The sequence below is a fragment of the Microbulbifer litoralis genome, from assembly GCF_023634065.1.
Classification (GTDB): domain Bacteria; phylum Pseudomonadota; class Gammaproteobacteria; order Pseudomonadales; family Cellvibrionaceae; genus Microbulbifer; species Microbulbifer litoralis.
On the sequence record NZ_JALKCV010000010.1, the window covers coordinates 1 to 23,450 of the forward strand.

Sequence of the window (23,450 nt, forward strand, 5' to 3'; positions counted from 1 at the left end):
ACCACTATGGCCCCGGGTGGCGAGGGCCCGCAGCTATCGTAGGTTAAGCGAGCAATCCCTGCTCATTCTTCAGGCGCCGGCGAATCCCCTCGTATCGCCCGGAGAATCTCCTCCGCCCGCATCGGCAGGGTCCGCATGCGCACCCCGGTTGCGGCGAAAATCGCGTTGCCAATCGCCGGGCCCACCACGGTGGTGGCTGGCTCGCCGAGGCCTACGGGCATCTCGGTGCTGTCGACAAATTCCATTTCGATGTTTGGCACATCACGCATGCGCAGTGGGGTGTAGGTGTTCAGGTTGGTGTCCACCACCTGGCCCTTGTCGAAGCGGGTGCCCTCGTGCAGGGCCAGGCTGACGCCCCAGAGGGCGGCGCCCTCTACCTGGGCGCGGGCGCCGTCCGGGTGGACGACGGTGCCGGCGTCGGTGACCAGGGTGAGTTTCTCCACCGTCGGCCGGCCGGTTTTGCGGTCCACGCGCACGCGGGCGACGCAGGCGGTCCAGGTGGGCATATTGCGTTCCTGGCCATAGGTGGTGGCGACGCCCAGGCCGGTGTCCGCCGGCATTTCGCTGCCCCAGCCAGAGATTTCCCGCACGCGGCGCAGCACGTTGGCCTGGCGGCTGGCGCCGCCGACGGCGTTGGGGGCGGAGCCGACGTTCTTGCCCTCTGCCTTGAGTTTTTCCAGCCGGAATTCAATCGGGTCCTGGCCGGCCTTGTGGGCGGCTTCGTCCATAAAGCTTTCCAGCGCCCAGTTGACCCAGCCGGAGCCCACGGAACGCAGCCAGCCGGGGCGGAAGGTTTCGGCGGCCAGGTCGTTGGAGATGGCCCGCAGCCGGTTGCCGCCCAGGGTATACCAGTGCAGGGCGCCCTGGATCGCGAAGGGATCGTACTTGCCGCCGGAGATACCGTCGACAAGAAACGAGGGCGCCATCACTTCGGTGGGCCAGCCGGCGGTGGCGTGGTGCTCCATGGCGGTGGCCCGGCCATCGCTGTCGAAGGCCATGCGCATCCGCTGTACCGAGGCTGAACGCAGTGAGTCGAAGCGGAGGTCGTCCTCGCGGGTCAGTACCATCTTGACCGGCCTGCCCAGGGCCTTTGCGGCCAGCGCGGCGGGCACGGCGTAGTCGCCGTTCAGCCGGCGACCGAAACCGCCGCCGAGCATATAGGTCTTCATGACCACTTTTTCTTCCGGCACACCCAGCGCCTTTGCCAGCGTGGGGATGATCAGTGACTGCCACTGGTTACCGGTATGGATTTCCCAGATGCCGTTTTTCTCCAGTGCCAGCGCGTTGACCGGTTCCAGCTGGAAGTGCAGGGCGCTGTGGGTGATGTACTCGGCTTCCAGGGTGGAATCGGCCGTGGCGAAGGCCTGTTCCACATCGCCGTCGTCCACCACCAGCACGCCGGCGTCGCCGCTGTTGATCAGTTCGCGCCCGCGGTCGAGGATTGCCTGTTCGTCGATATCCGCGGTTTTGCCCGGCGCCCAGTCCACGGCGATTTTCTGCACGGCCATATTGGCGGCGTGGAAGCTGTCGGCGATGGCCATGGCCCAGCCGGGCACGGTGCCGGACGGGTCTTCCAGCGCGATGGTTTTGTGGTAGCCGGGAATATCCCGCGCTGCGCTGTCGTCGATGCTTTTGACACTGGCACCGTAGCGGGTCGGCGGTACCAGCGGGCGCCCGTAGACCATGTTCTCCGCGCTGGCATCCAGGCCGTAGAGCGCTTTGCCGTCGGTCTTGTCGGGAATATCCAGTGCCTTTGCCGGCCCGCCGATCAGGCGCCGCTCACCGGCGGGCTTGATCGGCATCTTTTTCAGTTCTTCCTCGGTATAGCTGCGGCTCATGGTGCCGCCCTGCACCAGTTCCGCGTAGCTGATGGCGCGGTCGCCGGCGATCACGCGGCCGTTGCGCGCGCGGCACTGGTCTGCGGGCACGCCGAGCTGGCGCGCACCTTCCTCGATCAGTGCAATGCGGCCGGCGGCACCGGCGTGGCTGAGGGGCACGTAGCTTTGCCATACGGACCAGCTGCCGCCGGTCACCATGTAGCCCCACTTGGGATCGCTGTCGACGTACTTCAGGGAAACCTGTTGCCAGTCTGCCTCCAGTTCGTCGGCGACGATGCGGGCGAGGGCGGTGCCGATATGCTGGCCCATTTCCGCCTTGGCGATATTGACAACGATGTGCCCGTCTTGCTGGATCTGGTACCACACCGTGGGCTCGAAGGCGCCCTCGGCAGCAGCCCTGGTGGGGTCGGCCAGGCTGAGGGCCGAGCGGGCGAAGGCGAAGGTCAGGCCGGCGCCAGCCATGCCGATGATGAAGCCGCGCCGGCCCAGGTCCGGTGCGTCGCCGCCGTTTTTGTTTTTGGGAAACTTAAGCATGGTCGGCCCCCGGGTTTTCCTCTCCGGTATCGGCTCGCATGCGGTCGGCGGCCAGTCTGATCGCCTCGCGGATGCGGATATAAGCCATGCAGCGGCACAGGTTGCCGCTCATCACATGGTCGATCTGTTCGTCGGTGGGGTTGGGGAAGTCTTTCAGCATGGCCGCGGCCTGCATGATCTGGCCCGGCTGGCAGTAGCCGCATTGTGGTGTCTGCGCTTCCACCCAGGCCTGGATCAGCGGGTGTTCGCCATTTTGCGACAGGCCCTCGATGGTGGTGACTTCGGTATCGGCAACGCTGCTGACCGGTGTGATGCACGAGCGTACGGCGCGGCCGTTGACGTGCACCGTGCAGGCGCCGCAGAGCCCGATACCGCAGCCGTACTTGGTGCCGGTAAAGCCGATATCGTCGCGGATGACCCACAACAGTGGGGTTTCCTCCGGCACATCCACTGCTGCCTGTTGGCCGTTGATCCGGAATTCGGTGCTCATTGCTTCTCTCCCGCGTGTGATGCTGCCTGGCCCAGTGTCTGGCGCAGTTCTTCCAGGCGTTTGTCCAGTCCCTCCCACGGTGGCAGGTTGGCGCGCTTGCGCAGGAACTGCGCCAGGCTGGCGATATCCGCATTACTCAGGGAGGCGAAATCCGGCATCACGATACCCGGCGAGCCCTCGTCGGCGGGCACCCCCTGCAGCAGTACCCGCAGCAGGTTGGTGGGGTCGCCGGCGGTAACGGCGCTGTTCAGGCTCAGCTCGGCGCGCAGTGCCATGGGATTGTTCGCCGCGTTGTAGTGGCAGGCGGCGCAGGCGCTGATATAGAGGTTTTCGCCGTGGCTGCGATCGCCGTCGGTACGCCTGTGGGCCGCTTCGATAAGCTCGCCGGCGCGCCGGGCGGCGCCGTCAACTTTGGCCGGGCCGGCGAGGGAGGCCAGGTAGGCGGCCAGTGCGTGGATATCGCTGTCCGGCGCCCGCTGCAGGCCCCTGTGCACCACTTCACCCATGGAGCCCACGGCGACGCCCTGGTAGTCGGCCCGCCCCTCGCGCAGGTAGCTGTAGAGCGTGTCGGTGTCCCAGTGCACTGGGACCGGCTGTTCCGGATTCAGCGCCGGCGCATACCAGTTGTCGATCAGTGCCCCGGCGTAGGCCCGGCCTTTTTTCTCTGCGCCGAAGAGGTTGCGCGGCGAGTGGCAGGCGGTGCAGTGGCCGGCGCCCTCCGCCAGGTAGGCGCCGCGGTTCCATTCATCGCTCTGTTGCGGGTCTGGCTGTATCGGTTTGCTGTCGAAGAACAGCAGTTGCCAGCCCCATTGCAGGAAGCGCAGGTTGAATGGAAAATGCATGGCATTTTCCGGCGGCGTATAGGCCACCGGTTCCAGCGTCATCAGGTAGGCGTAGAGCGCATCCAGGTCCTCGTCCGACAGGTTCTTGAAATGGGTGTACGGAAATGCCGGGTAGAGGTAGGAGCCATCGCGGGCGATGCCTTCGCGCATGGAGCGCACAAAGGCATCGCGGGACCAGCGGCCGATGCCGTTCTCGGGATGCGGGGTGATATTGGTGGAGTAGAGGGTGCCGAAACCGGTGGGGAAATCCCGGCCGCCGGCATAGGGCTTGTCCTCTGCCGTGGTGTGGCAGGTGGCGCAGTTGCCGATGCCGGCCAAGACCCGGCCGCGCTCTACCTGCTCCGCACTGAAGGACGAGGCGGCGGGCGTTTCCACCGCGGCAATCGACGGTTTGCGAATCAGGAAGAAAAGTGCGGCGAGGATGATCAGTACCACCACGAGTACCGTGGCCAGGGTTCTGCCCATGTCGAAACCTCTTGCAGTAAACAGTCACCGGGGCCGCGTTTTATCGGGAATGAGGCGGCAGATCAGTCACTGTATAGCACCCTTTGAGAGCCGCTTTGGCCGCGTCGGTAGATTATCGGGCAGATGGCGGGAATGACTTCTTCTTCCCTATGGAATATGGGGGTTTTGGCGTCGCAAGTATGGTGGAGTGGCTGCAACTAACCCAGCGCCATATGGGTGAGTCCCGAGAGCAGTAGCCACAGTGTGGGAATGATGGAGGCCGCCCACATCGCCGGGCCGCGCAGCGCGATCAGCGCCAGGCCGAGGGTGACGATGGCGGTGGGATCCGGGTGGATGCCGAATATCTCCGCCCGGTACCAGGAGTGACCGCCCGGCGGCGCAAGCAGCGGCAGGCCGACCAGCCCCGAGAGGGCGATTGCAATACCGGTAATCACTGCCGGGTTTGTAAATTGCGGTGGCTCCAGGGGGGCGCTGCGCACAAGCGCAATCAATACCAGAAACAACGCCTGTGCCAGGAAGGCCCAGCCGATGTAACCGCCGGCCCAGTTGAGTTCCGCGTAGCGTTGCATGAAAAAAGCCACGGCGATAAACGCCCAGGGCGGGGCCAGCAGCAGGCAGGCGACGCGCGCGCGGTTTTTCAAGGCGAAAAGCAGTGCGGCTGTGCCCAATGCCAGTGTCAGCAGGTGCAGCGGCCAGAAGGTTTCGCCCATGCGTTCGAGCAGGCGAAAATAGATATCCGCGGTAAACGGGATAAAGTCCTGCAAGCGGTAGCTGGACCAATCGCTCATAGCGACTCGATGGCGGCTGCCATCCGCCGCCGGGCACTGGCGGAGGGCAGGGGCGCACTGCCCGCGCGCATGTTTTCATTCATATGGTCGACGCGGGTGGTGGCGGGGATGGCACAGTTGACGGCCGGGTGACTGACGATAAATTTCAGCAGGAAATCCGCCCAGGTGCGGCAGCCGCATTCCTCGACCGCCCATTCCGGAACTTTCTCGCCACGGCGTTTCAGGCCCTTGATCAGCGCGCCGCCGTCGTAGGGCCGGTTGGCAATGACGGCGATACCCTTTTCCCGTGCCAGCGGCAACAATCGTTGTTCCGCCTCGCGGTGGGTAATGTTGTAGGTGAGCTGGGCGAAGTCGATATCTTCACTGGCCATCACCTGCTCGAATTCGCGGTGGCGGCGCCCATGGGATGTGGTGATGCCGATATAGCCGATCTCTCCCGCCGCCTTCATTTCCCGCAGTGTTGCCAGATGGTCGCGCCAGTCGGTCAGGTTGTGAACCTGCACCAGGTCGAAACGCTTGACGCCCCAGCGCTTTTCCAGTTCGGCAACCTGCTCCCGCGCCGTGCCGCCGGCCGGGCTCCAGACTTTTTCCGCGGAAAAGAGGCTGGCGGGAATCCCGAGGCGCTCAAGCGCATAGCCGATCACATCGGGCGCGGAGCCGTACATGGGGGAGGAATCGATCAGGCCGCCGCCGTGCCGGAAAAAGGCCCGCACCACCTCGCTGCGTGCACCGAGCAGCTGCGGATCGCTGCCCACGTTGAAGGTGCGCCAGGTGCCCATACCGATTACCGGCAGCTTTTGACCGCTGGCGGGAATGGGTTTGCTGAGCAGCGAACCGGGTTCGGCCAGTGCCGGCCCGGATGGCAGCCACGCGGCGGCGATACCTGCGCCGATCCACTTCAATGTGCGTCTGCGGTTGCGATCTGTCATGACGAACGGCCTCTCAGGGTATCCGGGCGCCAAAGGGCGGTGCCGAGCAGTAGTGCAAAGCATGCCAGCACGAACACCTTGTTGACAAACCAGTTGGTTCGCCAGATGGACCACTCCGGGTCGGCGAGAAAACGGGTGAACAGCGTAACGATGATGACGATTTCCACCACCGACATCGCAATCGCCAGCGCACGCGTATAGGGCGGTCGCGCCAGCAGCGCCCAGCCCATCCAGATATGCGCCAGCGGCCACAGGTCCCAGTAGATATGGCTGTTCCAGGGCCCACCGCTGGCCAGTGCAAAACCGATCGGGAACAGATATTTGATAAACACCGTCCAGGCGGCGAGGATAAACAGCAGGTGGGCGAGAAAGGTGGCCCAGGTGTTCGGAGGCTCGGGAGTGGGTGCTGTCATTGCGACGCTCCCGTAGCGTAGAACCACGGCTGGGCGTGCAGAAAGTTTTCCAGCCCTTCGCGGAACAGCCTCGCTCGAACGGACAGCGTGCGCTGGTACGGCCAGACCAGGTAAATCTCCCTTTGCGGCCCCTGCCATTGTGGCAGTACCTGTACCAGCTCGCCATTCTGCAGGCTGTCGTGGAGCATACTCATTGGCAGCAGGGCGACGCCAGCGCCCGCCTTGACCAGGTTCAGGGTAACCTGCATATCGTTACTGATATGGCGATGCTTTTTTGGGACTTCGATAGTCTGGTCACCGGAGTGCAACACCCAATCACTGAACATTTCGGCGGCGATACTGGGGCAGGCGCCCAGCGAATCGACCGTTGATGGAAGCTTCCCCGCGGCCGCCCTGGCGGCTACCAGCACCAGGGGAATGGTGCCGACCAACTTCTGAATCAGGGACGAACTCGTCTGTGGCCCCGATCGCAGAGCGATATCCGCCTGGCTGGAGATGACATCCTCGGTGGGATCGCCGAGTTTTATTCTCAGTGCGATATCGGGATGGCGGGAGACAAACCCCTGCCAGAATGCATCGAGGGGGCCGCTGCCCAGATTGGTCGGCGCCATCACCTTGAGTTCGCCACTGGGGCTGTTGATGGCCCGGTCCAGGTTGTCGAGGCGCCGGTCCAGGGCATTGATAAAATCGGCGCACTCCCGATAGTAGGGAAGTCCCGCCGGGGTCAGTGCCAAGCCCTTGCTTGAACGGTGGAATAGCTCGCAGCCCAGCTGTTTTTCAAGATCGCTTACCCGCCGCGAGACGGTAGCCACCGTCATGCCGAGTGTATGGGCGGCATTGGTCAGGCTCTGCTGGTCCGCGGCGTTGATAAAGATCTTCAGGTTATCCAGCATGCTTTCCATATGTGCAAATTGTGTTTTCGATTTTAACGATACACTACAAATATGTCGGGTGATAGCCTGCTCCCTGAAAGTTATCGAGGGAGTTGGAACCATGAAACATCGATTGATCTTTGCTGTGCTGATGTCGTTCGTCCTGACATTGTTTATGTCTGCATGGGTGACTTTTATCAATATGGGGCTTGTCGAGGGGTTTGCGGACTACTGGCTCTCGGCCTGGATTCTCGCCTGGCTCGCCGCGGGAGTGATTTCCTTTCTGTGCGGGCCGCAGATTCATCGCGTGGCGCATCGAATTGCTGCCAGAATCTGAAAGATCAGGCACACCGCTTTCATACTTTGAACCTCACGGCCGTTTGGTGCGACTACCTCTCTGGAAACACAGTTTACCCAAGCAACCAGAGAGACCATCACTATGGGCCAGCTACTGCACTCCAATTTCAAAAACTACCTGAAAGCGGTGTCTTTCACGCTATTGAGCGCCGCGCTATTCGCCTGTGAAGGCAATGGCGACAATCCTTTACCCGGTGACGATATCAATGACCCCGATCCGCCCGCGGCGGAAATCGGGCTCAGTTTCGTGGCGCAGACCCACGACGGCGCGCGCTTGTCGGGTGTGACGGTTACCCTTGATGAAACCAGTGTGGATACTGATGAAACCGGTTGGGCGCATTTCACCCTGGTGGAGCAGGAATCCTATGTCGTGCGCGCCCAGGCGGAGGGTTTTGTCCCTCAGGCACTGAAGGTTGATGGCGAGGATGAGAGTGTCATGCCGATTCGGCTGACACCGGTGAAGCAGTCGCTGGACCTGGTTGATATCGAATCGGGCCGGACGTTGAGTGCAGCGGATATGGGGGCACGGATCACCTTTCCGGACGACGCCTTTGTCACGCCCGACGGCGAACCAGCCAGTGGCGGCGCGACCGTGGAAATTACCCCGTGGGATATTGCCGGCAGTGAGCTCAACGCCATGCCCGGAAACGGCCAGGCTGTGGACGCCATGGGCAATCCGACGGAATTGATCAGCGCCGGAATGATCACCGTGGATCTGCGCAATGAAGATGGGGACTACCTGCAGTTGGCCGCCGGGACCACGGCGGAAATCCAGGTAGACCTGCCCCACAATAGTATCAACAACGAGACGTTGGAGATCGGCAGCACCGTGCCCATGTGGCATTTCGATGAAACCCAGGGGGTATGGGTGGAAGACGACTCTACTACCGGTACTGTTGTCGCTTCGGCCACCTCCCCTGTGGGTCTGGCAGTGCGCGCGGAAGTCGGCCACTTCTCCACCTGGAACTGGGATTTCAAGTTCGAAAATGGCGGCAGCATCAATGTGGAGTGCCGGCTATACGACAACAGCCCTGTTCCCTGTGGTATCACAGCCGAAGTGACACTGGATGACGGTTCGGTATTCACTCGCAGTGGACAGTTGCCGGAAGGCGGTTCCACCATCATCAACATGCCCAATAGCGCCAGTATAAATTGGCTTGCCACTTCCTTTGGTGGCTTTATCGGGGAAGAAACTTCGGACATGTCTGCCGACGTGGTAATCGAACTGAGTGAGCCCAGTAGCGAGAACTTCGTGCGCTGTGTGCTGCCCGACGGCAGCCCGACCGCCTGTTCGGTGACGCTGTCGGATGGCAGCCACAGCTTGTCCCAGTCTGTTCCGGAGTCCGGTGCCACTGTGGTTACCGCCTGGCCGGCGCTAAATGAACTGACTCAACTGAACTGGGTGGCGGAAACGTCCGGCCCGGTGACTTTCGATGGGCAGCAGGTGGTGGGCGAGGGGAGCATCGACTCCGGCATCACCGGGAGCGTGGAGATTGCCCTGGCCACAACAGCGATCCAAAGCGTGCAGGTTCAGTGCCTGTCGTCGACCGGGAGCATCATCCCCTGCACCGTGGATCTGCTGGCGAGCGCCTCCGATGGCAGCGAGTTCACACAGGCCGGTGTCGTAGTCAACGACAGCCTCGGCATCACCATTCCCGCAGAGATGACCCAGATTCAATGGTCCGCGACCTCGAATGGCGGCTATAGCCAGAACGGGCAGTTTGTCACGCTGTCCGGCAACATGGAGACTGCCCTGGTCGGCAGTGTTGCCGTTATTCTGGATGAAGAGACCGCGCAGGGTCCCGCGGCCCAGAGTGTGCAGGCCTATTGTAGCAACAGCCAGGAATCCGCGGCCGGCAGTTGCGATATCGAGGTCCATCTGGAGGGCAACCAGACTGGCTATATGCTCCTGGAAAGCTTTGATGATATCTCCCCGGGCGATGCCGTTACCGTAAGCTTCCCCGAGGGGTTGCCGAATCAGGGGCAGTGGGTGCAGTTTACGGCCACCGGTGATGATGGCTCATCAGCATCCAGCTTTTCCCCGTACGGATCGCTGGTCGATGGTGAGATGATCGAGCTGGAATTGCAGTGTCTGGACGGAGCCGGCAACAATAACTGTCCCTGACCCGCGTCGCGGATTGAGTTGCCAGAGCCGGCTCTCCTGTTTTGGATCTCCCGAAAGGTTGCTGGTCGTCCAAGTCAATCGGGCATTGCTTTTTCCATCTGCAGACAGGTCCCGACAGGGTGAAACAAACTGTTATCTGACTTTACGAGTGGCTTGCTGTCGACATTCGATCGGTACCTGCAGCAGACCCCAACCAAATTGGTTGTCGCGTCCGTTGGGCCCCAGATCCTTTACTGTCTCCGTCAGGTCTATGCCATGCTGATTCGCCAACAGCAGTGCGGCAGTCACAAAAGGAGCGGCGAAGGACGTACCGGTGTGATAGCGGCCCAATGCCCCGCCATCGGCCGCCCAGATATCGACACCCGGTGCCGCGAGATCGATGTAATCGCCCCGGTTGGCGTCCGCGTAGCGTCGCTGCGCGGCATCCACGGCGGTCACGGCAATCACGCCTTTTTGCGCCGCGGGAAATACGGGGGACGCACCCGGTCCATTGTTGCCGGCCGCCGCGACCAGGTGGATATCGTGCTCGAGCAGCCGTGTCAGTGCCAGTTCAAAAACCCGATTGCGCTCCCCGCCCAGGCTCAGGTTGACGGCCTGCACTTTCCGGCCGGCGAGCCAGTCCAGTGCGGCGAGCAGGCTGTCTGTGGTGGTGTCGGTCGTCTCGCCGCGCTGGCGAAAGACTTCCGCGGCGAAGAGCTGGCTGCCCGGCAGCAGGCCGGGTGTCGGCGAGTCCGGCGCGCCGACCAGCAGGCTGGCCACGGCGGTCCCGTGTACCGGTGACGCCGCTTCGCCGCGCACGAAACTGCGGCGTACCACTGCGGCATTGGCCAGCGCCGGATGCCTGTCCGACACCGGCGTATCCAGTATGCCGATACGGAAGGGGCTGCTGCAGGAGCCAATGGGATCAGGCCAGGTGATCAACCGATGGCCATAGCGCCGCCGGTTACCGGGAGCGCTGGTATTGAGCGGGCGATAGCGCTGGTTGGCATCCAGGTCCAGGTCCGGCAGTTCCGTTCGCAGCCGCGCTTGCAGTGCCGGCACGCTGGTCCCGGGTGGGAGGCGAAAGACACTGAGCACCAGCCCCAGGTTGTCGAGGCGCTGCCGGGATTTTATTCGCAGCTGGTAAGCGCGGAGCTGTCGGGCCGTCGACAGTGCTTCAGCCATATCGGCGCTGAGTAGTAGCAATTCCCCCGGTTCGTAGTGCTTCTCTGCCGGGGCGGCAGTAGCGTCTGTCGTGGAGGTCTGTTGTAGAGCCGGTGCAACCGGTGGTGACGGAGGAGGGGCGGTGCCCAGCAAACTGCCACCGCGCTGGATCGGTGGACGGGCCCGGATGGGTTCGGTGGGTTTCGGTTCTGTTGCTTCTACTGCCTCTGCTTGGGCAGGGACCGGCGCCTTTTGTTCTGGCTCTGGCTCGGGCTCAGGGACGGGTTCGGGTTTTGGCGCGGTTTGTTGTTCAGGCTTGGTATCCGTTTCCTGTTCGGGCGGTTGCTTGGCGGGGCTTTCGGACACGACTTTCGCGTCGTCCGGTCGGGCCGATTCTGGATCCTGTTCCGCCTTGCGTTCCGGCACCGATCCGTCTGTCCGTGGGGATGGGGCCGTTGTGCGTTTACGCCCGCTTTGCTGCTGGCTGATGCTCTCCGTTGTCGTCTCGTGTTCCCCGGCGTTCGCATCCCCGCGCAATACCACAGCCGGATCCTTTTCCGCAGTCTGTGCGGCAGTGGAGCCGGGACAGATCGGCAATGACAGAGACAAGAGTGCAATCGAGTATCGCGCAACCGCCCTTGTCTTCACTGTGGGATAACCTCATCCACAAACTCGAATGCCCGCAGGGTTTCCATGGCGGCCTCAGCAGAAGTCCCCTCTGGGAGCGCCACCCGAAAGATACCGAGGGCGCTGGGGCCGGCAGTGATACTGCCATCCACACTGAGGACTGCCGTTTGTATATTCGCTGCAGTGGCCGAGGAATCGAAGACCAGCTGTAACTGCGCTGTCGCCGGCGGAGTCTCTCCCGATGCCGGACGCAGATCGACGGTTCCACCCGCTTGCCGGTGTTCCGGTGTCAGCAGCACTGCTGCCTGGACGGCGATCACAACGCAGGCCGCAATTGCCACGGGCTTCCAGATGTTGTGGCGGGACGTCGCACCGGGGACCTGTCGCCGCTCTTTGTGTACCGCTTTCTGCAGTCGCGCCAACCCCAGTTCGCCCGGTGGCGCTGCGGCCTCGCTCTGCAACGTCTGCCGCAGGGCCCTGGCAAACTCGGCCTCCCGCGCAAGGGCCGGGTCCGTGGCCATTTTCTCCTCGAACGCCAGGCGCTGCGGTTCCGGCAGCCTGCCGTTGGCCCACAGGTTCAATTGTTTATCAGTCTCGTTCATGGCGACCTCATCACTCGGGCCAGTTGTTTCTTTAGCAGGTTCTTGGCGTGATACACACGGGACTTCACGGTGCCTTCGGGAATTTTCAGCATTTCGGCAATTTCCGTGTAATCCAGCTCTTCAAAAAAAACCAGGTACAGGATTTCCCGGTGGAGCGGTGACAGGGTTTCCATACACGCACGCAGTACCTGGCCATCCTTCACCGCGGCCAGTGCCTGTTCCAGGTCCGCGGCGGGCGTGTCGTCGGCGAGACTGTCGTCCAGATCCGTAAATTCGCGCAGGCCCTGCTTGCGCCAGTGGGTAAGCACTTTATTGCGCGCAATGCCAAGTACCCAGGTGGTGACTTTGGCACGACCGGCAAAGCGGGTGGCCGAGCGCCACACCTCAAGCATTACCTCGTTCAATAAGTCGGCTGCGGTGAACGAATCGTTCAATCTGGAAAACAGGTAGTGGTAAACACGCGCCTCGTGTCGGCGATAGAACGCTGACATGGCCTCTGTGTCACCGCCCGCCATGGTGCGCAGCAACTGTTCGTCGGTATCCTGTACTGAATCTTCCATAGGGGGAGTGGGGACTAATCCTCGGTGCGAATGGATTGAATCGGGCTGGCGGCGACAACGGCTCCTTCGGCATTTATTGCCGCCACCCGCCAGTAATAAATGCGCCCGGGCAGCAACCGATGCAACACCGTGGGAGACAGGCGCGTGTGATCTGTATCGCCCTCCAGCAGAATCCCGGTGATGGGGGCGCTGGCCATTTCCGCTGGGGCCGTGTGGGGCTCGGATGCAATAGTCGGTTCCAGTGCCGACGGCGGCTGATCGTACAGTTCCAGTTGGTAGGCATGGGTATTCGAGACCGGCCGCCAGTGGAATTCCGTCTCACCGTCGAGAACTTTTCCCATATCGGGTTTGCCCGCATGCAATATCGGCACGAACGCGGGGGCTCCCGTCGACTGACCGCTGACCTGATAGTGCAACGTAATCCCCTGCTCATCAAAAGAAGGTTGGACCAAGCGCAGCCGCAGCAGGTAGAGCCCCTCTTCGTCGGAGGGTAATACCGGGGCCTGCAGGGTGGCCTCCCGGCCAGCTCCCAGGTACTCGCGCACATTATCCAGCCGGCGGAACACCGGTTGACCGCGGGTGGTGGCCGGCGTTGCCACCTCCCACACCGCCTCCAGCAGCCCGGCCCGCTCGTAGCGGATAGTGGCCAATGCCCGCAACCGCTCGCCACGTCTCGCCGATGCGGCGGCGGTGCCGTCTTCAAACCGCAATGCCAGTCGCCGCACGATCAGGCCGCTGGCGGTTGCGGCCCGGCCTTCGGGCAGGGAGTTGCTGGCGTCGGGCAGGGGGGCCGACAGCCGGATGGTCTGTACACCGGTAACCGGCATGCCGTTGACACTGAACTGGCGGATATACAGAAGCCGCGTCGCTCCGCGGGCGGTCGCGCGCTGGCTTACCTCCGCCGGAACAGTCAGGGATTCATTGAGAGTGAAGGGTACTGGCTGGCCGTCAGGGCTACCGGTTACGCGCTTTATCAAGGCGTGCTGCACCAGGCCCAATCGCTCACCCGGGGCCGGGTCGCCGAGGCTGAAAAAGCCCATATCGGATGCGATGTCGACGCGATCAAACCGGGCCCGGCCGCGCCAGGTGATGGGCAGGGTGGTCTCCCTCCCCACGGTGACCGCGCGGGATACCGAGCAGGGTTGCGCGGAGGAACAGAGTTCCAGCTCCTGGGCGGGTGCGGCCGCGGCAAACCCGAGGGTAAAGGCGAAGAGCGGTGCGAGGAAAGAGGCCTTCATGGTGTGCCTCCCGGAAAAGCCACCGGCAGGCTGGAGCGGAGCTCGATGAAGGCCTGGTAGTCATCGACGGATTCGGCCATGAACAGTTGATTCCGGTAGTCGTTGCGGGCGATGGATACAATCAGGTCCAGGCCCGAAATCAGTTTGTCAGGCTGCAAGATTCGCCAATTGAGTCCGGCGCTGATATAGGTGGTTTCATCCCACTGGGCGTAGAAGGGGTCGTCCCGCGCGCTGGTCCGGTTCAGGCCGACATTCAGATGGCCCCGCAGTCGTTGGGGGATAAATTCCGCTCTGGCGTCGATGGAGTAGATGTGTCGATCGGTGCTGACGCCCGGATCAGGGTAGGTCGTATGCTGTAACTCCCAGCCGACGAAGACGCTGTAGCGACGGCTCGGATACCAGCCGGCATCCAGCCGGGTCGCCTGGGTGCGGGTCTCCGGCTGCCAGTCGGTGGCGTCTTCCAGTGTGTCGTATCGGTAGCCCGCCGACCATTGCAGTTGTTCGTGGGCGAACGCTGCAGTCAGTGTATAGCGCCGGGTTTGCAGGTTGTTGGGTAGATATCCCGGCGGTGTATAGCGATCCCGGATACTTGTCCCCCGGGCTGAAAGAGTGTAACTGGGCTGCCCCAGTAGCGAGAGCAGCCGCCCCTCGGCGAAATCGTAATCGGTATAGTGGGTAGCGAGGTTCCACTGGCGGGTTTCGGAGGTGGCGTAGCGGGTGTCACGGGAAAGGTTGTTTTCCTCTGCCGCATAGCCGCCGTCCCAGCGCCAATTGTCGGCAGAGATATCGAAAAAAAGCCGTTTCATCTGTTTGTCGGCGGGGGCATAGCGGTTGGCCAGGCTCCGGTACCATGTACCGATTGTTTTTGCCTCCAGGCCCAGGCGCCAGTCGAGCATACTTCCGCGCACTGGCGTCGGGTCCAATACCAGCAGTGCAGCTCGGGCATTGTCCCGCTCGGATTCAAAGCCCCGGTCGATGCCGTCGAAGTCGTACTCGCTGCCGGCTTTTTCCAGCCGTAACCGCAGTTGTCGTTGGAAAAACTGGCCATCCATCACCAGGTTCCAGGCATCGCCCTCGTGTACTCTTGCATCTGTGGGAGAACCGGTTTGTGGATAGAGGGTGCCGTAGTCCGGTGCACCGATGCGACCGGACAGACGCTCTCCCGCCACCATCACCTGGGCGCTATCACCGCGAAGAGGCCAGAATTCCAGCCGGCTACCGCTCAGTTGATTGTCGCTGTCATTGAATCCCAGCCCGGCATCAATGCCGATCTGTTGCTGGCTGCCAGCCCGATACAGTGACAGGGCGCCGGCCCACAGAGGTAGCCGGGCGCCGGCCGACAGGCCACGCCGCTCGAAGCCATCCTGGATCAGGCTCGCGGAAGCCAGTTGCTGGTCTCCCAAGGCAAGCCGGTAGCGATCGTACTCACCGCGCAGGTTGAAACGGGCCAGATCCACCTCTCGTCCGGCAATGGCCAGGTCCCGGTCGTTCGCCGCAATCAGGGCCAGGTCGCTATCCAGGCGCCAGTTGTCGCCCCCCAAACTCGATTCCAGGTAGCCACCTCCCTGCAAATCGCTTCCCGCGCTCCGAGTGCTTTCGGAAACACCTTCGCTCAGCGCCAGGTTCAATTGACCTTCGGCATGCAGTTCGCGCAGTTTCTCTGAGTGACGGACCTGAAAAGTCCAGTAGCCCAGCTCCCGGACATCGCCGTGTTCACCGTAAAACATGACCCTCACTTCGTGGGAACCGGGTGTGAGCGGGCGTACCGGTAAATACTCCAGCCCCGTCGCATGCCATCGAGCCAGCGCTGAGACATCCATACCATCCAGCTCCAGGCTCAGCCGCCCGGGGCCATCGGCCGACATGTTTTCGACGAGGGACAGGCGCAACCTCTCGCGCGGCTGATAAAAATCATCGTTCTCGGGAGGAGCCATACGCGCCTCGGTTTGCGCCTGGGCGGCGGACACGGCCAGTGACAGCCAGCTGCCGAGCAGCAGTGGCCAGGTCCATGCCATCAGGGGTGGGGATGTGAGAGCAGCCATCCATTGCTCATTGTGTAAGAACCTCTGTTTCCGGTGGGTCGCAAGACACCCGGTACGGGTTCAATATTTTTATCAATTTTTGCAACAGGCATCACTGACCAGAGTGATGTCACGAGATTGAGGGGTTATCAATCCTTCTGTGTACCTTACGGCGCCGGGTTGTATCCTGCAACATTGCGGCGGGCCGGCAATATAGGAAGTGAGGCTCCGGATTATCAAATGCAGATTCTGGCGCTTAAATCTTCTTTCGGGTAGATGAAAGTCAGTTTTGAATGCTGATCTGCATCTACCACGAATCGGGATACTCTTCGTGGACAGCAAGCTCGCCGTCGAAGCAGGACCAGGATGCCCGCGAGCCCCAGAAAATACGGTCGCTCGGATTGATCGATGGCTCCTCGTCCAGTGATCCCGCGGGGATGATCATTCTCTCGCCGTTGCGTGTCGGCCGCGGCAGCGGACTGCCGCAGTCACCGCAGAACCATTTGCCGAAACTTTTTGCGGTGAGCAGGTCGTAGCGCTGGATTTTGTCCTCGCCGGAGAGCCACTGCAGTTGCGCCGGCTCGGCGATCATATTGGTGGCGTGGCCGGTGCCGGTGGCCTTGCGGCAGCGCTGGCAATGGCAGTGCACCATTTTGTGGAAGGGCGGGTCGATCCGGTAGCGCACCTGGCCGCACAGGCAACTGCCGTGCAGGCCGGACTGTTCCGTGGCTTTATTCATGGTGCATTCCTCCATTCGGGTCCGGGGAGCGTCCGAGTGTATGGAAGATTCGGGCTGGCGACAATCTGGCAAGGGAATGCGGAGCCGGCATCAACTGTAGGAGCCTGCCTTGCAGGCGAAGACGGGTGGGAATGGCCCCCCGGGTCGTTCGCCTGCAAGGCAGGCTCCTACGGGCGGTATTGTGCCGTTGTGTTATGGGTTCAACACCAACAGCCGGGGTGCCGCCACATTGAAATCCAGCGCCATGGTTACGCTGAGTGCGGTGATGGTAACAATCGAAAAGGCGAACACCTGTCGTGCCCAGCCGGTAACATCGACATCGCGGCGGTAACCCCGCAGCGCCATTGCCAGCCACCAGAGGCTGGTGGTGCAGGCGACCGCCATAAAGGCAGCGCCGGTGTAACCGCTCAGCGGCAGCAATACCGTGACCAGGCTGAATACGGCGATATACAGCACGATATGCAGTTTGGCCTTGGCCACACCCCGGGCCACGGGCAATACCGGAATGCCGGCGGCCTCGTAGTCCTTATAGCGGAAAATACCGATAGCGTAGGAATGCGGCATCTGCCACAGGCAGAACATCGCCAGCAGGATCATGGCACCCGCATCGCACTGCCCGGTGACCGCGCAATAGCCGACCACCGGCGGCATGGCGCCGGACAGGGCGCCCACCAGGGTGCCGTAGACGGAATGCCGTTTCAGGTACAGGCTGTAGAGCCCCACATAGACGACGAAACCGAGTGCCGCAAACGCGACACTGATCCCGTTGGTGTAAACCGCCAGCAATGCAAAGCCGAGTGCACCCAGCAACAGCCCGAACACCAGCGCCGCGCGCGCCGACAGCTCGCCGGTCACGGTGACGCGGTTGCGGGTGCGTTGCATGCGCGCGTCGATATCCCGGTCGATACAGTTGTTGATCGCGCAACCGGACGCGACCACCAGCGACAGGCCGATCACCGTCGCCAGGAACAGCGGCCAGTCGATCTCGCCGCGGGCGGCTAGGAAAAAGCCGCCCGCAACGGAGATCAGGTTGCCGGCGATAATGCCCGGTTTGGTGACCTTGAAGTAGTGTCGGATCGAGGTGGCCATACTCAATACATCATCATTGCGTTGGCGCTGTAGATGATCCACACCGAAAGCCCCACCACCATGACGATGATCAGCGCGGTAAACAGGAAGGCGAAGGTATTGGCCTTGCCCGCCGGCGTGAAATCCAGATGCAGGAAATATTTCAGGTGCACGACCACCTGGATCACGGCCATGATCACCACCAGCGGAATCGCCGTGGATTTTTCAAACTGCCCGGTCATGATCGCCCAGAAGGGGAGGGCGGTAAGGACCACGGACAGCACAAAACCGATCAGGTAAGACCGGACGCTGCCGTGATCCACGTCGTGCGCATTGGCGGAAGAGGAATGCGAGCTCATTACAGTACTCCCATCAGGTAGACAACGGTAAAAACGCAAACCCAGACGATATCCAGGAAGTGCCAGAACAGGCTCAGGCAGCTCAATCGCGTTACCGTCTGGTTGCCGAGGCCGCGCTTGACGACTTCCAGCATCATCACTGCCATCCAGATCAGGCCGGCGGTCACGTGCAGGCCGTGCATGCCCACCAGCGCGAAGAAGGAAGACAGGAAGGCACTGCGGGACGGGCCATTGCCCTCGGCGATCAGGTGGTGGAACTCGTTCACCTCCATACCGATAAACACCGCGCCCAGCGCAAAAGTCACCAGCAGCCAGCAGAGTGTGGCGGCGCGGTTCTGCTTGTGTGCGCCGATCATGGCAAAGCCATAGGTGATACTGCTCAGCAGCAGCGCCGCGGTCTCGATGGCCACATAGTCCAGCTCGAAAATATCGCGGCCGGAGACGCCGCCGGCGGTGTTCATGAACAACACCGCGTAGGTGGCGAAGACCGATGCGAACAGCAGGCAGTCGGTCATCAGGTAGATCCAGAAACCGAATACGGTATTGGCACCGGTATCGTGGTGCTCGTGGTCGTCCGGCTGCCAGTTGGATTCGTCGGCCAGGTACGCCGCTTCGGTCATGGTATTCATGCCGGTACCTCCTCAACTTGTTGCTCAGCTTCTTGCTTCAACGGCGCCACGCCCGCCTGTTTCAGGTAGGCGGATTCGGTGCGCTCTATCTCATCGGGTTGCACGTAGTAGTCCACATCGCTGCTGTAGGCCCGCAGCAGGAAAAACACCACGGAAGCCAACAGCCCGGCCACTGCCAGCCAGCCGATATGCCAGATGGCGGCAAAACCGAAGGTAGTGATGGCGCCGGCAATCAGCATGCCGGACGGTGTGTTTTTCGGCATATGGATGGGCGCGTAGCTGGCCGGCCGGCTATAGGCGGTGCCCTGTTCCTTCATGTCGGTAAACGCATCGATATCGCGCACTTGCGGCAGCTCGGCAAAGTTGTAGAACTGCGGCGGCGAGGCGGTGGACCATTCCAGCGTGTGGCCGTTCCAGGGGTCGCCGGTGGTATCGGGGTTTTGCTCGCGCTGGCGGAAAGCCTGGTAGAGCTGCACGAACTGCAGCACGATTCCCACCAGGATGATCACCGCACCGGCGCAGGCGATATACAGCCAGATATTCCAGTCCGGATTGTCGGTGTGGTTCAGGCGGCGGGTCATGCCGAGGAAACCGAGCACGTACAGCGGCATGAAGGCCACGTAGAAACCCACCTGCCAGCACCAGAAAGAGGCCTTGCCCAGGCGCTCGTCCAGGTGAAAGCCCATGGCCTTCGGGAACCAGTAGGCGAAGCCCGCCAGGTAACCGAATACGGCACCGCCGATAATGGTGTTGTGGAAATGGGCGATCAGGAACAGGCTGTTGTGCAGTACATAGTCCGCGCCCGGCACCGCCAGCAGCACGCCGGTCATGCCGCCGATGGTGAAGGTCACCATAAAGCCGAGCGTCCACAGCACTGGCACCGTCAGCCGCAGGCGGCCGCGGTACATGGTGAACAGCCAGTTGAACAGTTTCACCCCGGTGGGCACGGCGATGATCATGGTCATGATGCCGAAGAAGGCATTCACGTCGGCGCTGGAGCCCATGGTGAAGAAGTGGTGCAGCCAGACGATAAAACCCAGGATGGAAATCGCACCGCTGGCCCAGACCATGGACTTGTAGCCGAACAGCCGCTTGCCGGTAAAAGTGGAGATCACTTCGGAGAAAATACCGAACGCCGGCAGAATCAGGATGTACACCTCCGGATGGCCCCAGGCCCAGAAGAGGTTGATATACATCATGGCGTTGCCGCCAGCGGCGTTGGTGAAGAAGTGGAAGTCCAGGTAGCGGTCCAGCGTCAGCAGGCCCAGCACCGCGGTCAGGATCGGGAAGGAGGCCACGATCAGGATATTGGCCCAGGTGCAGGTCCAGGTGAAGATAGGCATCTGCATCAGCTTCATGCCCGGCGCGCGCATCTTGAACACGGTCACCAGGAAGTTGACACCGGTCAACAGCGTGCCGATGCCCGATATCTGCAGCGCCCAGATATAGTAATCCACCCCGACCCCGGGACTCAGCGACAACTCCGACAGCGGTGGATAGGCCAGCCAGCCGGTCTTGGCGAATTCGCCCAGGCCCAGCGACAGGTTGATCAGCACCGCGCCGCCCACAGACAGCCAGAAACTCAGGTTGTTCAGGAACGGAAAGGCCACGTCGCGGGCACCGATCTGTAGCGGCAGGGCGATGTTCATCAGGCCGATCATGAACGGCATGGCCATGAACATGATCATGATGACGCCGTGGGCGGTAAAGATCTGGTCGTAGTGTTCCGGCGGTAGATAGCCTTTGTCGCCGCTGGTGGCCATTGCCAACTGGGTGCGCATCATGATGGCGTCGGAAAAGCCGCGTATCAGCATGATCAGCGCCAGCACGATATACATGACCCCGAGGCGCTTGTGGTCGACGGACGTCAGCCAGTCGTGCCAGAGCACGCCCCATTTTTTATAGGCGGTGATGGCAACGGCGATGGCGACACCGGCCAGGCCGACAACCGCCAGCGTGACCATGATGATGGGCTCGTGAAAGGGAATCGCATCGAGCGACAGATTACCGAGTAGGGACATGGTCCTAGGCCTCCTCAGGTTTGGCGGCACCCGGCAGTGCGGCGGCGTGTTCAGAGGTTGAGTGTTCGGGGGAGGCGTGCGCCGGCCCCTGATTCCAGTCGTTGTAGTTCTTCATGTATTTGTCGATGATCCCGTGGAAGAGGCCATCGCTGACGCGACCGAAGTGTTCCACCGGATGGTTCTCGCTCGGTTTTGCCAGTTCCGCGTAGCGCCCGCCGGTCAGGGCGGGGCTCTCGCGTTTCAGGGAGGCGACCCACTTTTCGAAACCGGCCTCGTCTGTGGCCACAGCCTCAAACTGCATATCGGAGAAGCCAGCGCCGCTGTAGTTGGCCGAGAAGCCTTCGTAGGAACCGGGTTCGTTCGCGATCAGGTTCAGCCGCGTTTCCATGCCAGCCATGGAATAGATCTGGCTGCCGAGCTGCGGAATGAAGAAGGAGTTCATCGTGGACTCGGAGGTGATCTTGAACTGCACCGGTACATCGGTCGGGAGCACCAGTTCGTTGACCGAGGCCACGCCCTGCTCGGGATAGATAAACAGCCATTTCCAGTTGAGGGATACCACCTGCACCGTCAATGGGTCGCGCTCGTGCGCCAACGGTTTGTAGGGATCCAACGCGTGGGTGGAGCGCCAGGTGATTGCGCCCAGGATCACGATGATGGCCACCGGCACCAGCCAGATGATGGTTTCGATCTTGCCGGAGTGCGCCCATTTGGGGGCATAGATCTCGTGCTCCCGTCCCTCGCGGTACTTCCAGGCGAAGTACAGCGTCATGACGATCACGGGTATCACCACCAGCAACATCAGCAGGGTCGAGATAATAATCAGGTATTTCTCGTCGACACCCACCTGGCCTTTGGGGTCGAGCACGCCACCCTGACAACCCGCCAGTGCGAACACGGCAGCGGCCAGCGCAGCTTTTCTTAGGCTACGAACTAACACGAGGAAAGATCCTCTCAACACGGAGGTTTACAACATCTGCCCGATGGAAGAGGCAGGGCGGAGAACGCAAAGCCGCCCCGCGAACCGGAAAGAATCAGGTCGCGTCGCACAACAGGGCTGCCGGGCGCAACGTGCGCGCTGGCAGCACCTGTTCAGTGACAGGTGGCAATGCGAAAAATCGGGAACAGACCGGCGGAATCGGCCGGTGGATCAGATGGCGAGCGGGGGAGCCCGGCAGCCGTGGGCCGCGCGCGGGGCAAGGCGAAGCGTCGGTGCGGCCGGTAGCAGGTGGCGCAGATACCGCAGGAAGGCGGTGCGCAGGGTTTTGACAAAGTTGAGCAGCAGCAGGAAGTGTCGGTACACCAGGAAATGCGATACCGCGAGCCCGGCCAGGCCCAGGCCGGCCAGCAGATTCAGTGCGGTGTTTTCCAGCAGCGGAACCAGCTCAGCGGTATCGTAGACGAGGCCGAAATGCACCAGCAGTCCGGTGATACCGGCAGCCAGCGCTGCAAGCACGAACGCAGCAGCGGTCCGCCGCTCCAGCAGGGGAGCCGTCGGGGCGCTTCCGTTCAGTGATTCGGGGAGGCTGATCGCTTTCAAAAACTCATCCAGCAGATAACGATTGCAGAATGGACTGCAGGTACAACGGCGGAATAAAGCGGAGAAAAAAGGTATTCCGGGTTGACGGCGGGCGAAGACTACCAAAGATCGCCGGGGCGCACAAAGCCTAATTCCTTGACCTGCCGGTACAGAACCCGGCCCGCCGCGGCGAATGGAGCGCGGTGACCCGAAAGTCAATGGTTGGTACTTTTGCATTGGCCTCCTTCAGCCTGCCGGGCATCTTCATTTAAATTTTTGGTTGAATGAGGGCGCGTTCGCTGTTACATTCAACTTTATGGTTGAATCAGAAATGACACAATTGAATACCGTCTTTCAGGCCCTGGGCGACGCCACACGCCGCCGTATGTTGCGCGAGCTCAGCGAGGGAGAGAAGACGGTAGGGGAGCTGGCCGCGCCGTTCGAGATGTCGCTGGCGGCGGCTTCAAAACATATCAAGGTATTGGAGAGGGCTGGCCTGATCCGGCGCGAGGTGCGCTGGCGCAGCCGCGTGTGCCATTTGAATCCCGGGCCGCTGGCCAGTGCGCAGCAGTGGTTGAAACAGTACGAGCGCTTCTGGACCGGGCGCCTGGATGTTCTCGAACGGCTCCTCCGCGAAGAGGATGCCGCCAAAACCCCCGACAGGGAAGGAAATGACTGATGACTGAAGATGCAACCCTCAATGACTACGGCACCCTGACCGGGTCGGATACGCTCAGGATCCAGCGCCTGCTGCCGGGCCCGATCGAACGCGTATGGGCCCACCTCACCGAGAGCGATCTGCGCCGCCAGTGGCTGGCCGCCGGTGAAATGCAGATGGCTACCGGCTCGACATTCGAATTTGTCTGGCGCAATGACGAGCTGACCGATCCGCCCGGCCAGCGACCGGAGGGCTATGGCGAGGAACACCGGATGCAGAGCCGTATCACCGAACTGGATGCACCGCACAGGCTGGCGATCGAGTGGGGCAGTACCGGCGGCGTGACCTTCGAGCTGGAACCCCACGGCGCCGAAGTGCTGCTGACGATTACCCATCACCGAGTGCCGGATCGCTCGACCCTGTTGAGTATCAGTACCGGCTGGCACGCGCATCTGCAGGTCCTGGCCGCGCGGCTGGCGGACGTGCAAGCGGAGCCATTCTGGGATGCGGTCAATCGCCTGAAGGCCGATTACGACCGGCGACTGCCGGCCTGAGTGGAAATATCGCCATTCAAGTTTCGGAGTTGGAGACAGCGGACTGACAGGCGCAGGTG

The 23,450-nt window shown here is 61.9% G+C and carries 23 protein-coding genes; 4 read left to right on the forward strand and 19 right to left on the reverse strand.

Features of this window, described 5'->3' with window-relative positions; translation table 11 throughout:
- Positions 1–62: 62 nt before the first annotated feature.
- The 7 genes from MWN76_RS14510 to MWN76_RS14540 all read right to left on the reverse strand — a co-directional run bounded on the left by MWN76_RS14510 (position 63) and on the right by MWN76_RS14540 (position 7,201).
- Positions 63–2,372 (reverse strand): xanthine dehydrogenase family protein molybdopterin-binding subunit, encoded by a 2,310-nt coding sequence (locus tag MWN76_RS14510; RefSeq protein ID WP_250462280.1) that lies wholly within the window; start codon positions 2,370–2,372, stop codon positions 63–65.
- A complete protein-coding gene (locus MWN76_RS14515) occupies positions 2,365–2,862 on the reverse strand; it encodes a (2Fe-2S)-binding protein (protein WP_250462281.1) in 498 nt (165 codons plus the stop codon). Before MWN76_RS14515 ends, MWN76_RS14510 begins: the two co-directional genes overlap by 8 nt.
- Positions 2,859–4,169 (reverse strand): cytochrome c, encoded by a 1,311-nt coding sequence (locus MWN76_RS14520; RefSeq protein ID WP_250462282.1) that lies wholly within the window; start codon positions 4,167–4,169, stop codon positions 2,859–2,861. The genes MWN76_RS14515 and MWN76_RS14520 overlap by 4 nt, the downstream gene beginning before the upstream one ends.
- A gap of 197 nt (positions 4,170–4,366) precedes the next feature.
- Positions 4,367–4,957 (reverse strand): DUF6064 family protein, encoded by a 591-nt coding sequence (locus tag MWN76_RS14525; protein ID WP_250462283.1) that lies wholly within the window; start codon positions 4,955–4,957, stop codon positions 4,367–4,369.
- A complete protein-coding gene (locus MWN76_RS14530) occupies positions 4,954–5,886 on the reverse strand; it encodes an aldo/keto reductase (RefSeq protein ID WP_250462284.1) in 933 nt (310 codons plus the stop codon). Before MWN76_RS14530 ends, MWN76_RS14525 begins: the two co-directional genes overlap by 4 nt.
- Positions 5,883–6,299: a hypothetical protein gene (locus tag MWN76_RS14535; RefSeq protein WP_250462286.1), complete on the reverse strand. Its 417-nt coding sequence runs from the start codon at positions 6,297–6,299 to the stop codon at positions 5,883–5,885. The genes MWN76_RS14530 and MWN76_RS14535 overlap by 4 nt, the downstream gene beginning before the upstream one ends.
- Positions 6,296–7,201 carry a LysR family transcriptional regulator gene (locus MWN76_RS14540; protein WP_250462288.1) on the reverse strand — a complete coding sequence of 302 codons (906 nt, stop codon included), beginning with the start codon at positions 7,199–7,201 and terminating at the stop codon, positions 6,296–6,298. The genes MWN76_RS14535 and MWN76_RS14540 overlap by 4 nt, the downstream gene beginning before the upstream one ends.
- Positions 7,202–7,292: 91 nt before the next feature.
- On the opposite strand from MWN76_RS14540, the gene MWN76_RS14545 reads away from it, so the two are divergent.
- On the forward strand, positions 7,293–7,508 hold the full coding sequence (locus MWN76_RS14545; RefSeq protein ID WP_250462290.1) for a DUF2798 domain-containing protein: 216 nt from the start codon (positions 7,293–7,295) through the stop codon (positions 7,506–7,508).
- A gap of 102 nt (positions 7,509–7,610) precedes the next feature.
- A complete protein-coding gene (locus tag MWN76_RS14550) occupies positions 7,611–9,653 on the forward strand; it encodes a carboxypeptidase-like regulatory domain-containing protein (RefSeq protein WP_250462292.1) in 2,043 nt (680 codons plus the stop codon).
- A 132-nt stretch (positions 9,654–9,785) separates the two neighbouring features.
- Here MWN76_RS14550 and MWN76_RS14555 read toward each other — a convergent pair whose 3' ends face one another.
- From MWN76_RS14555 to MWN76_RS14610, 12 genes are all read right to left on the reverse strand, one after another.
- Positions 9,786–10,817 (reverse strand): S8 family serine peptidase, encoded by a 1,032-nt coding sequence (locus MWN76_RS14555; RefSeq protein ID WP_250462294.1) that lies wholly within the window; start codon positions 10,815–10,817, stop codon positions 9,786–9,788.
- Between the two features lie 623 nt (positions 10,818–11,440).
- On the reverse strand, positions 11,441–12,025 hold the full coding sequence (locus MWN76_RS14560; RefSeq protein ID WP_250462296.1) for a hypothetical protein: 585 nt from the start codon (positions 12,023–12,025) through the stop codon (positions 11,441–11,443).
- Complete coding sequence (locus tag MWN76_RS14565) at positions 12,022–12,585, reverse strand: sigma-70 family RNA polymerase sigma factor (RefSeq protein ID WP_250462298.1); 564 nt, start codon at positions 12,583–12,585, stop codon at positions 12,022–12,024. Before MWN76_RS14565 ends, MWN76_RS14560 begins: the two co-directional genes overlap by 4 nt.
- A gap of 14 nt (positions 12,586–12,599) precedes the next feature.
- Positions 12,600–13,823: a hypothetical protein gene (locus MWN76_RS14570; protein ID WP_250462300.1), complete on the reverse strand. Its 1,224-nt coding sequence runs from the start codon at positions 13,821–13,823 to the stop codon at positions 12,600–12,602.
- Complete coding sequence (locus tag MWN76_RS14575) at positions 13,820–15,865, reverse strand: hypothetical protein (RefSeq protein ID WP_250462302.1); 2,046 nt, start codon at positions 15,863–15,865, stop codon at positions 13,820–13,822. The genes MWN76_RS14570 and MWN76_RS14575 overlap by 4 nt, the downstream gene beginning before the upstream one ends.
- Before the next feature lie 286 nt (positions 15,866–16,151).
- Positions 16,152–16,583, reverse strand: coding sequence for a GFA family protein (locus MWN76_RS14580; protein WP_250462304.1), 432 nt, complete (start codon positions 16,581–16,583; stop codon positions 16,152–16,154).
- Between the two features lie 192 nt (positions 16,584–16,775).
- The gene (gene cyoE / locus MWN76_RS14585) at positions 16,776–17,672 is read right to left on the reverse strand and encodes a heme o synthase (RefSeq protein WP_250462306.1); all 897 of its coding nucleotides are present in this window, start codon (positions 17,670–17,672) and stop codon (positions 16,776–16,778) included.
- 2 nt (positions 17,673–17,674) lie between these two features.
- Positions 17,675–18,010, reverse strand: coding sequence for a cytochrome o ubiquinol oxidase subunit IV (cyoD, locus tag MWN76_RS14590; protein WP_250462308.1), 336 nt, complete (start codon positions 18,008–18,010; stop codon positions 17,675–17,677).
- Positions 18,010–18,639: a cytochrome o ubiquinol oxidase subunit III gene (gene cyoC, locus MWN76_RS14595; protein ID WP_250462310.1), complete on the reverse strand. Its 630-nt coding sequence runs from the start codon at positions 18,637–18,639 to the stop codon at positions 18,010–18,012. Before cyoC ends, cyoD begins: the two co-directional genes overlap by 1 nt.
- Positions 18,636–20,660, reverse strand: a complete 2,025-nt coding sequence (cyoB, locus tag MWN76_RS14600) for a cytochrome o ubiquinol oxidase subunit I (protein WP_250462312.1) — start codon at positions 20,658–20,660, stop codon at positions 18,636–18,638. Before cyoB ends, cyoC begins: the two co-directional genes overlap by 4 nt.
- Positions 20,661–20,664: 4 nt before the next feature.
- A complete protein-coding gene (gene cyoA / locus MWN76_RS14605) occupies positions 20,665–21,600 on the reverse strand; it encodes a ubiquinol oxidase subunit II (protein ID WP_250462314.1) in 936 nt (311 codons plus the stop codon).
- 210 nt (positions 21,601–21,810) lie between these two features.
- The gene (locus tag MWN76_RS14610) at positions 21,811–22,200 is read right to left on the reverse strand and encodes a hypothetical protein (protein WP_250462316.1); all 390 of its coding nucleotides are present in this window, start codon (positions 22,198–22,200) and stop codon (positions 21,811–21,813) included.
- Between the two features lie 172 nt (positions 22,201–22,372).
- On the opposite strand from MWN76_RS14610, the gene MWN76_RS14615 reads away from it, so the two are divergent.
- Positions 22,373–22,858 (forward strand): ArsR/SmtB family transcription factor, encoded by a 486-nt coding sequence (locus tag MWN76_RS14615; protein ID WP_250462318.1) that lies wholly within the window; start codon positions 22,373–22,375, stop codon positions 22,856–22,858.
- On the forward strand, positions 22,858–23,391 hold the full coding sequence (locus tag MWN76_RS14620; RefSeq protein WP_250462320.1) for an SRPBCC family protein: 534 nt from the start codon (positions 22,858–22,860) through the stop codon (positions 23,389–23,391). The genes MWN76_RS14615 and MWN76_RS14620 overlap by 1 nt, the downstream gene beginning before the upstream one ends.
- The last annotated feature ends 59 nt before the right edge of the window (positions 23,392–23,450 follow it).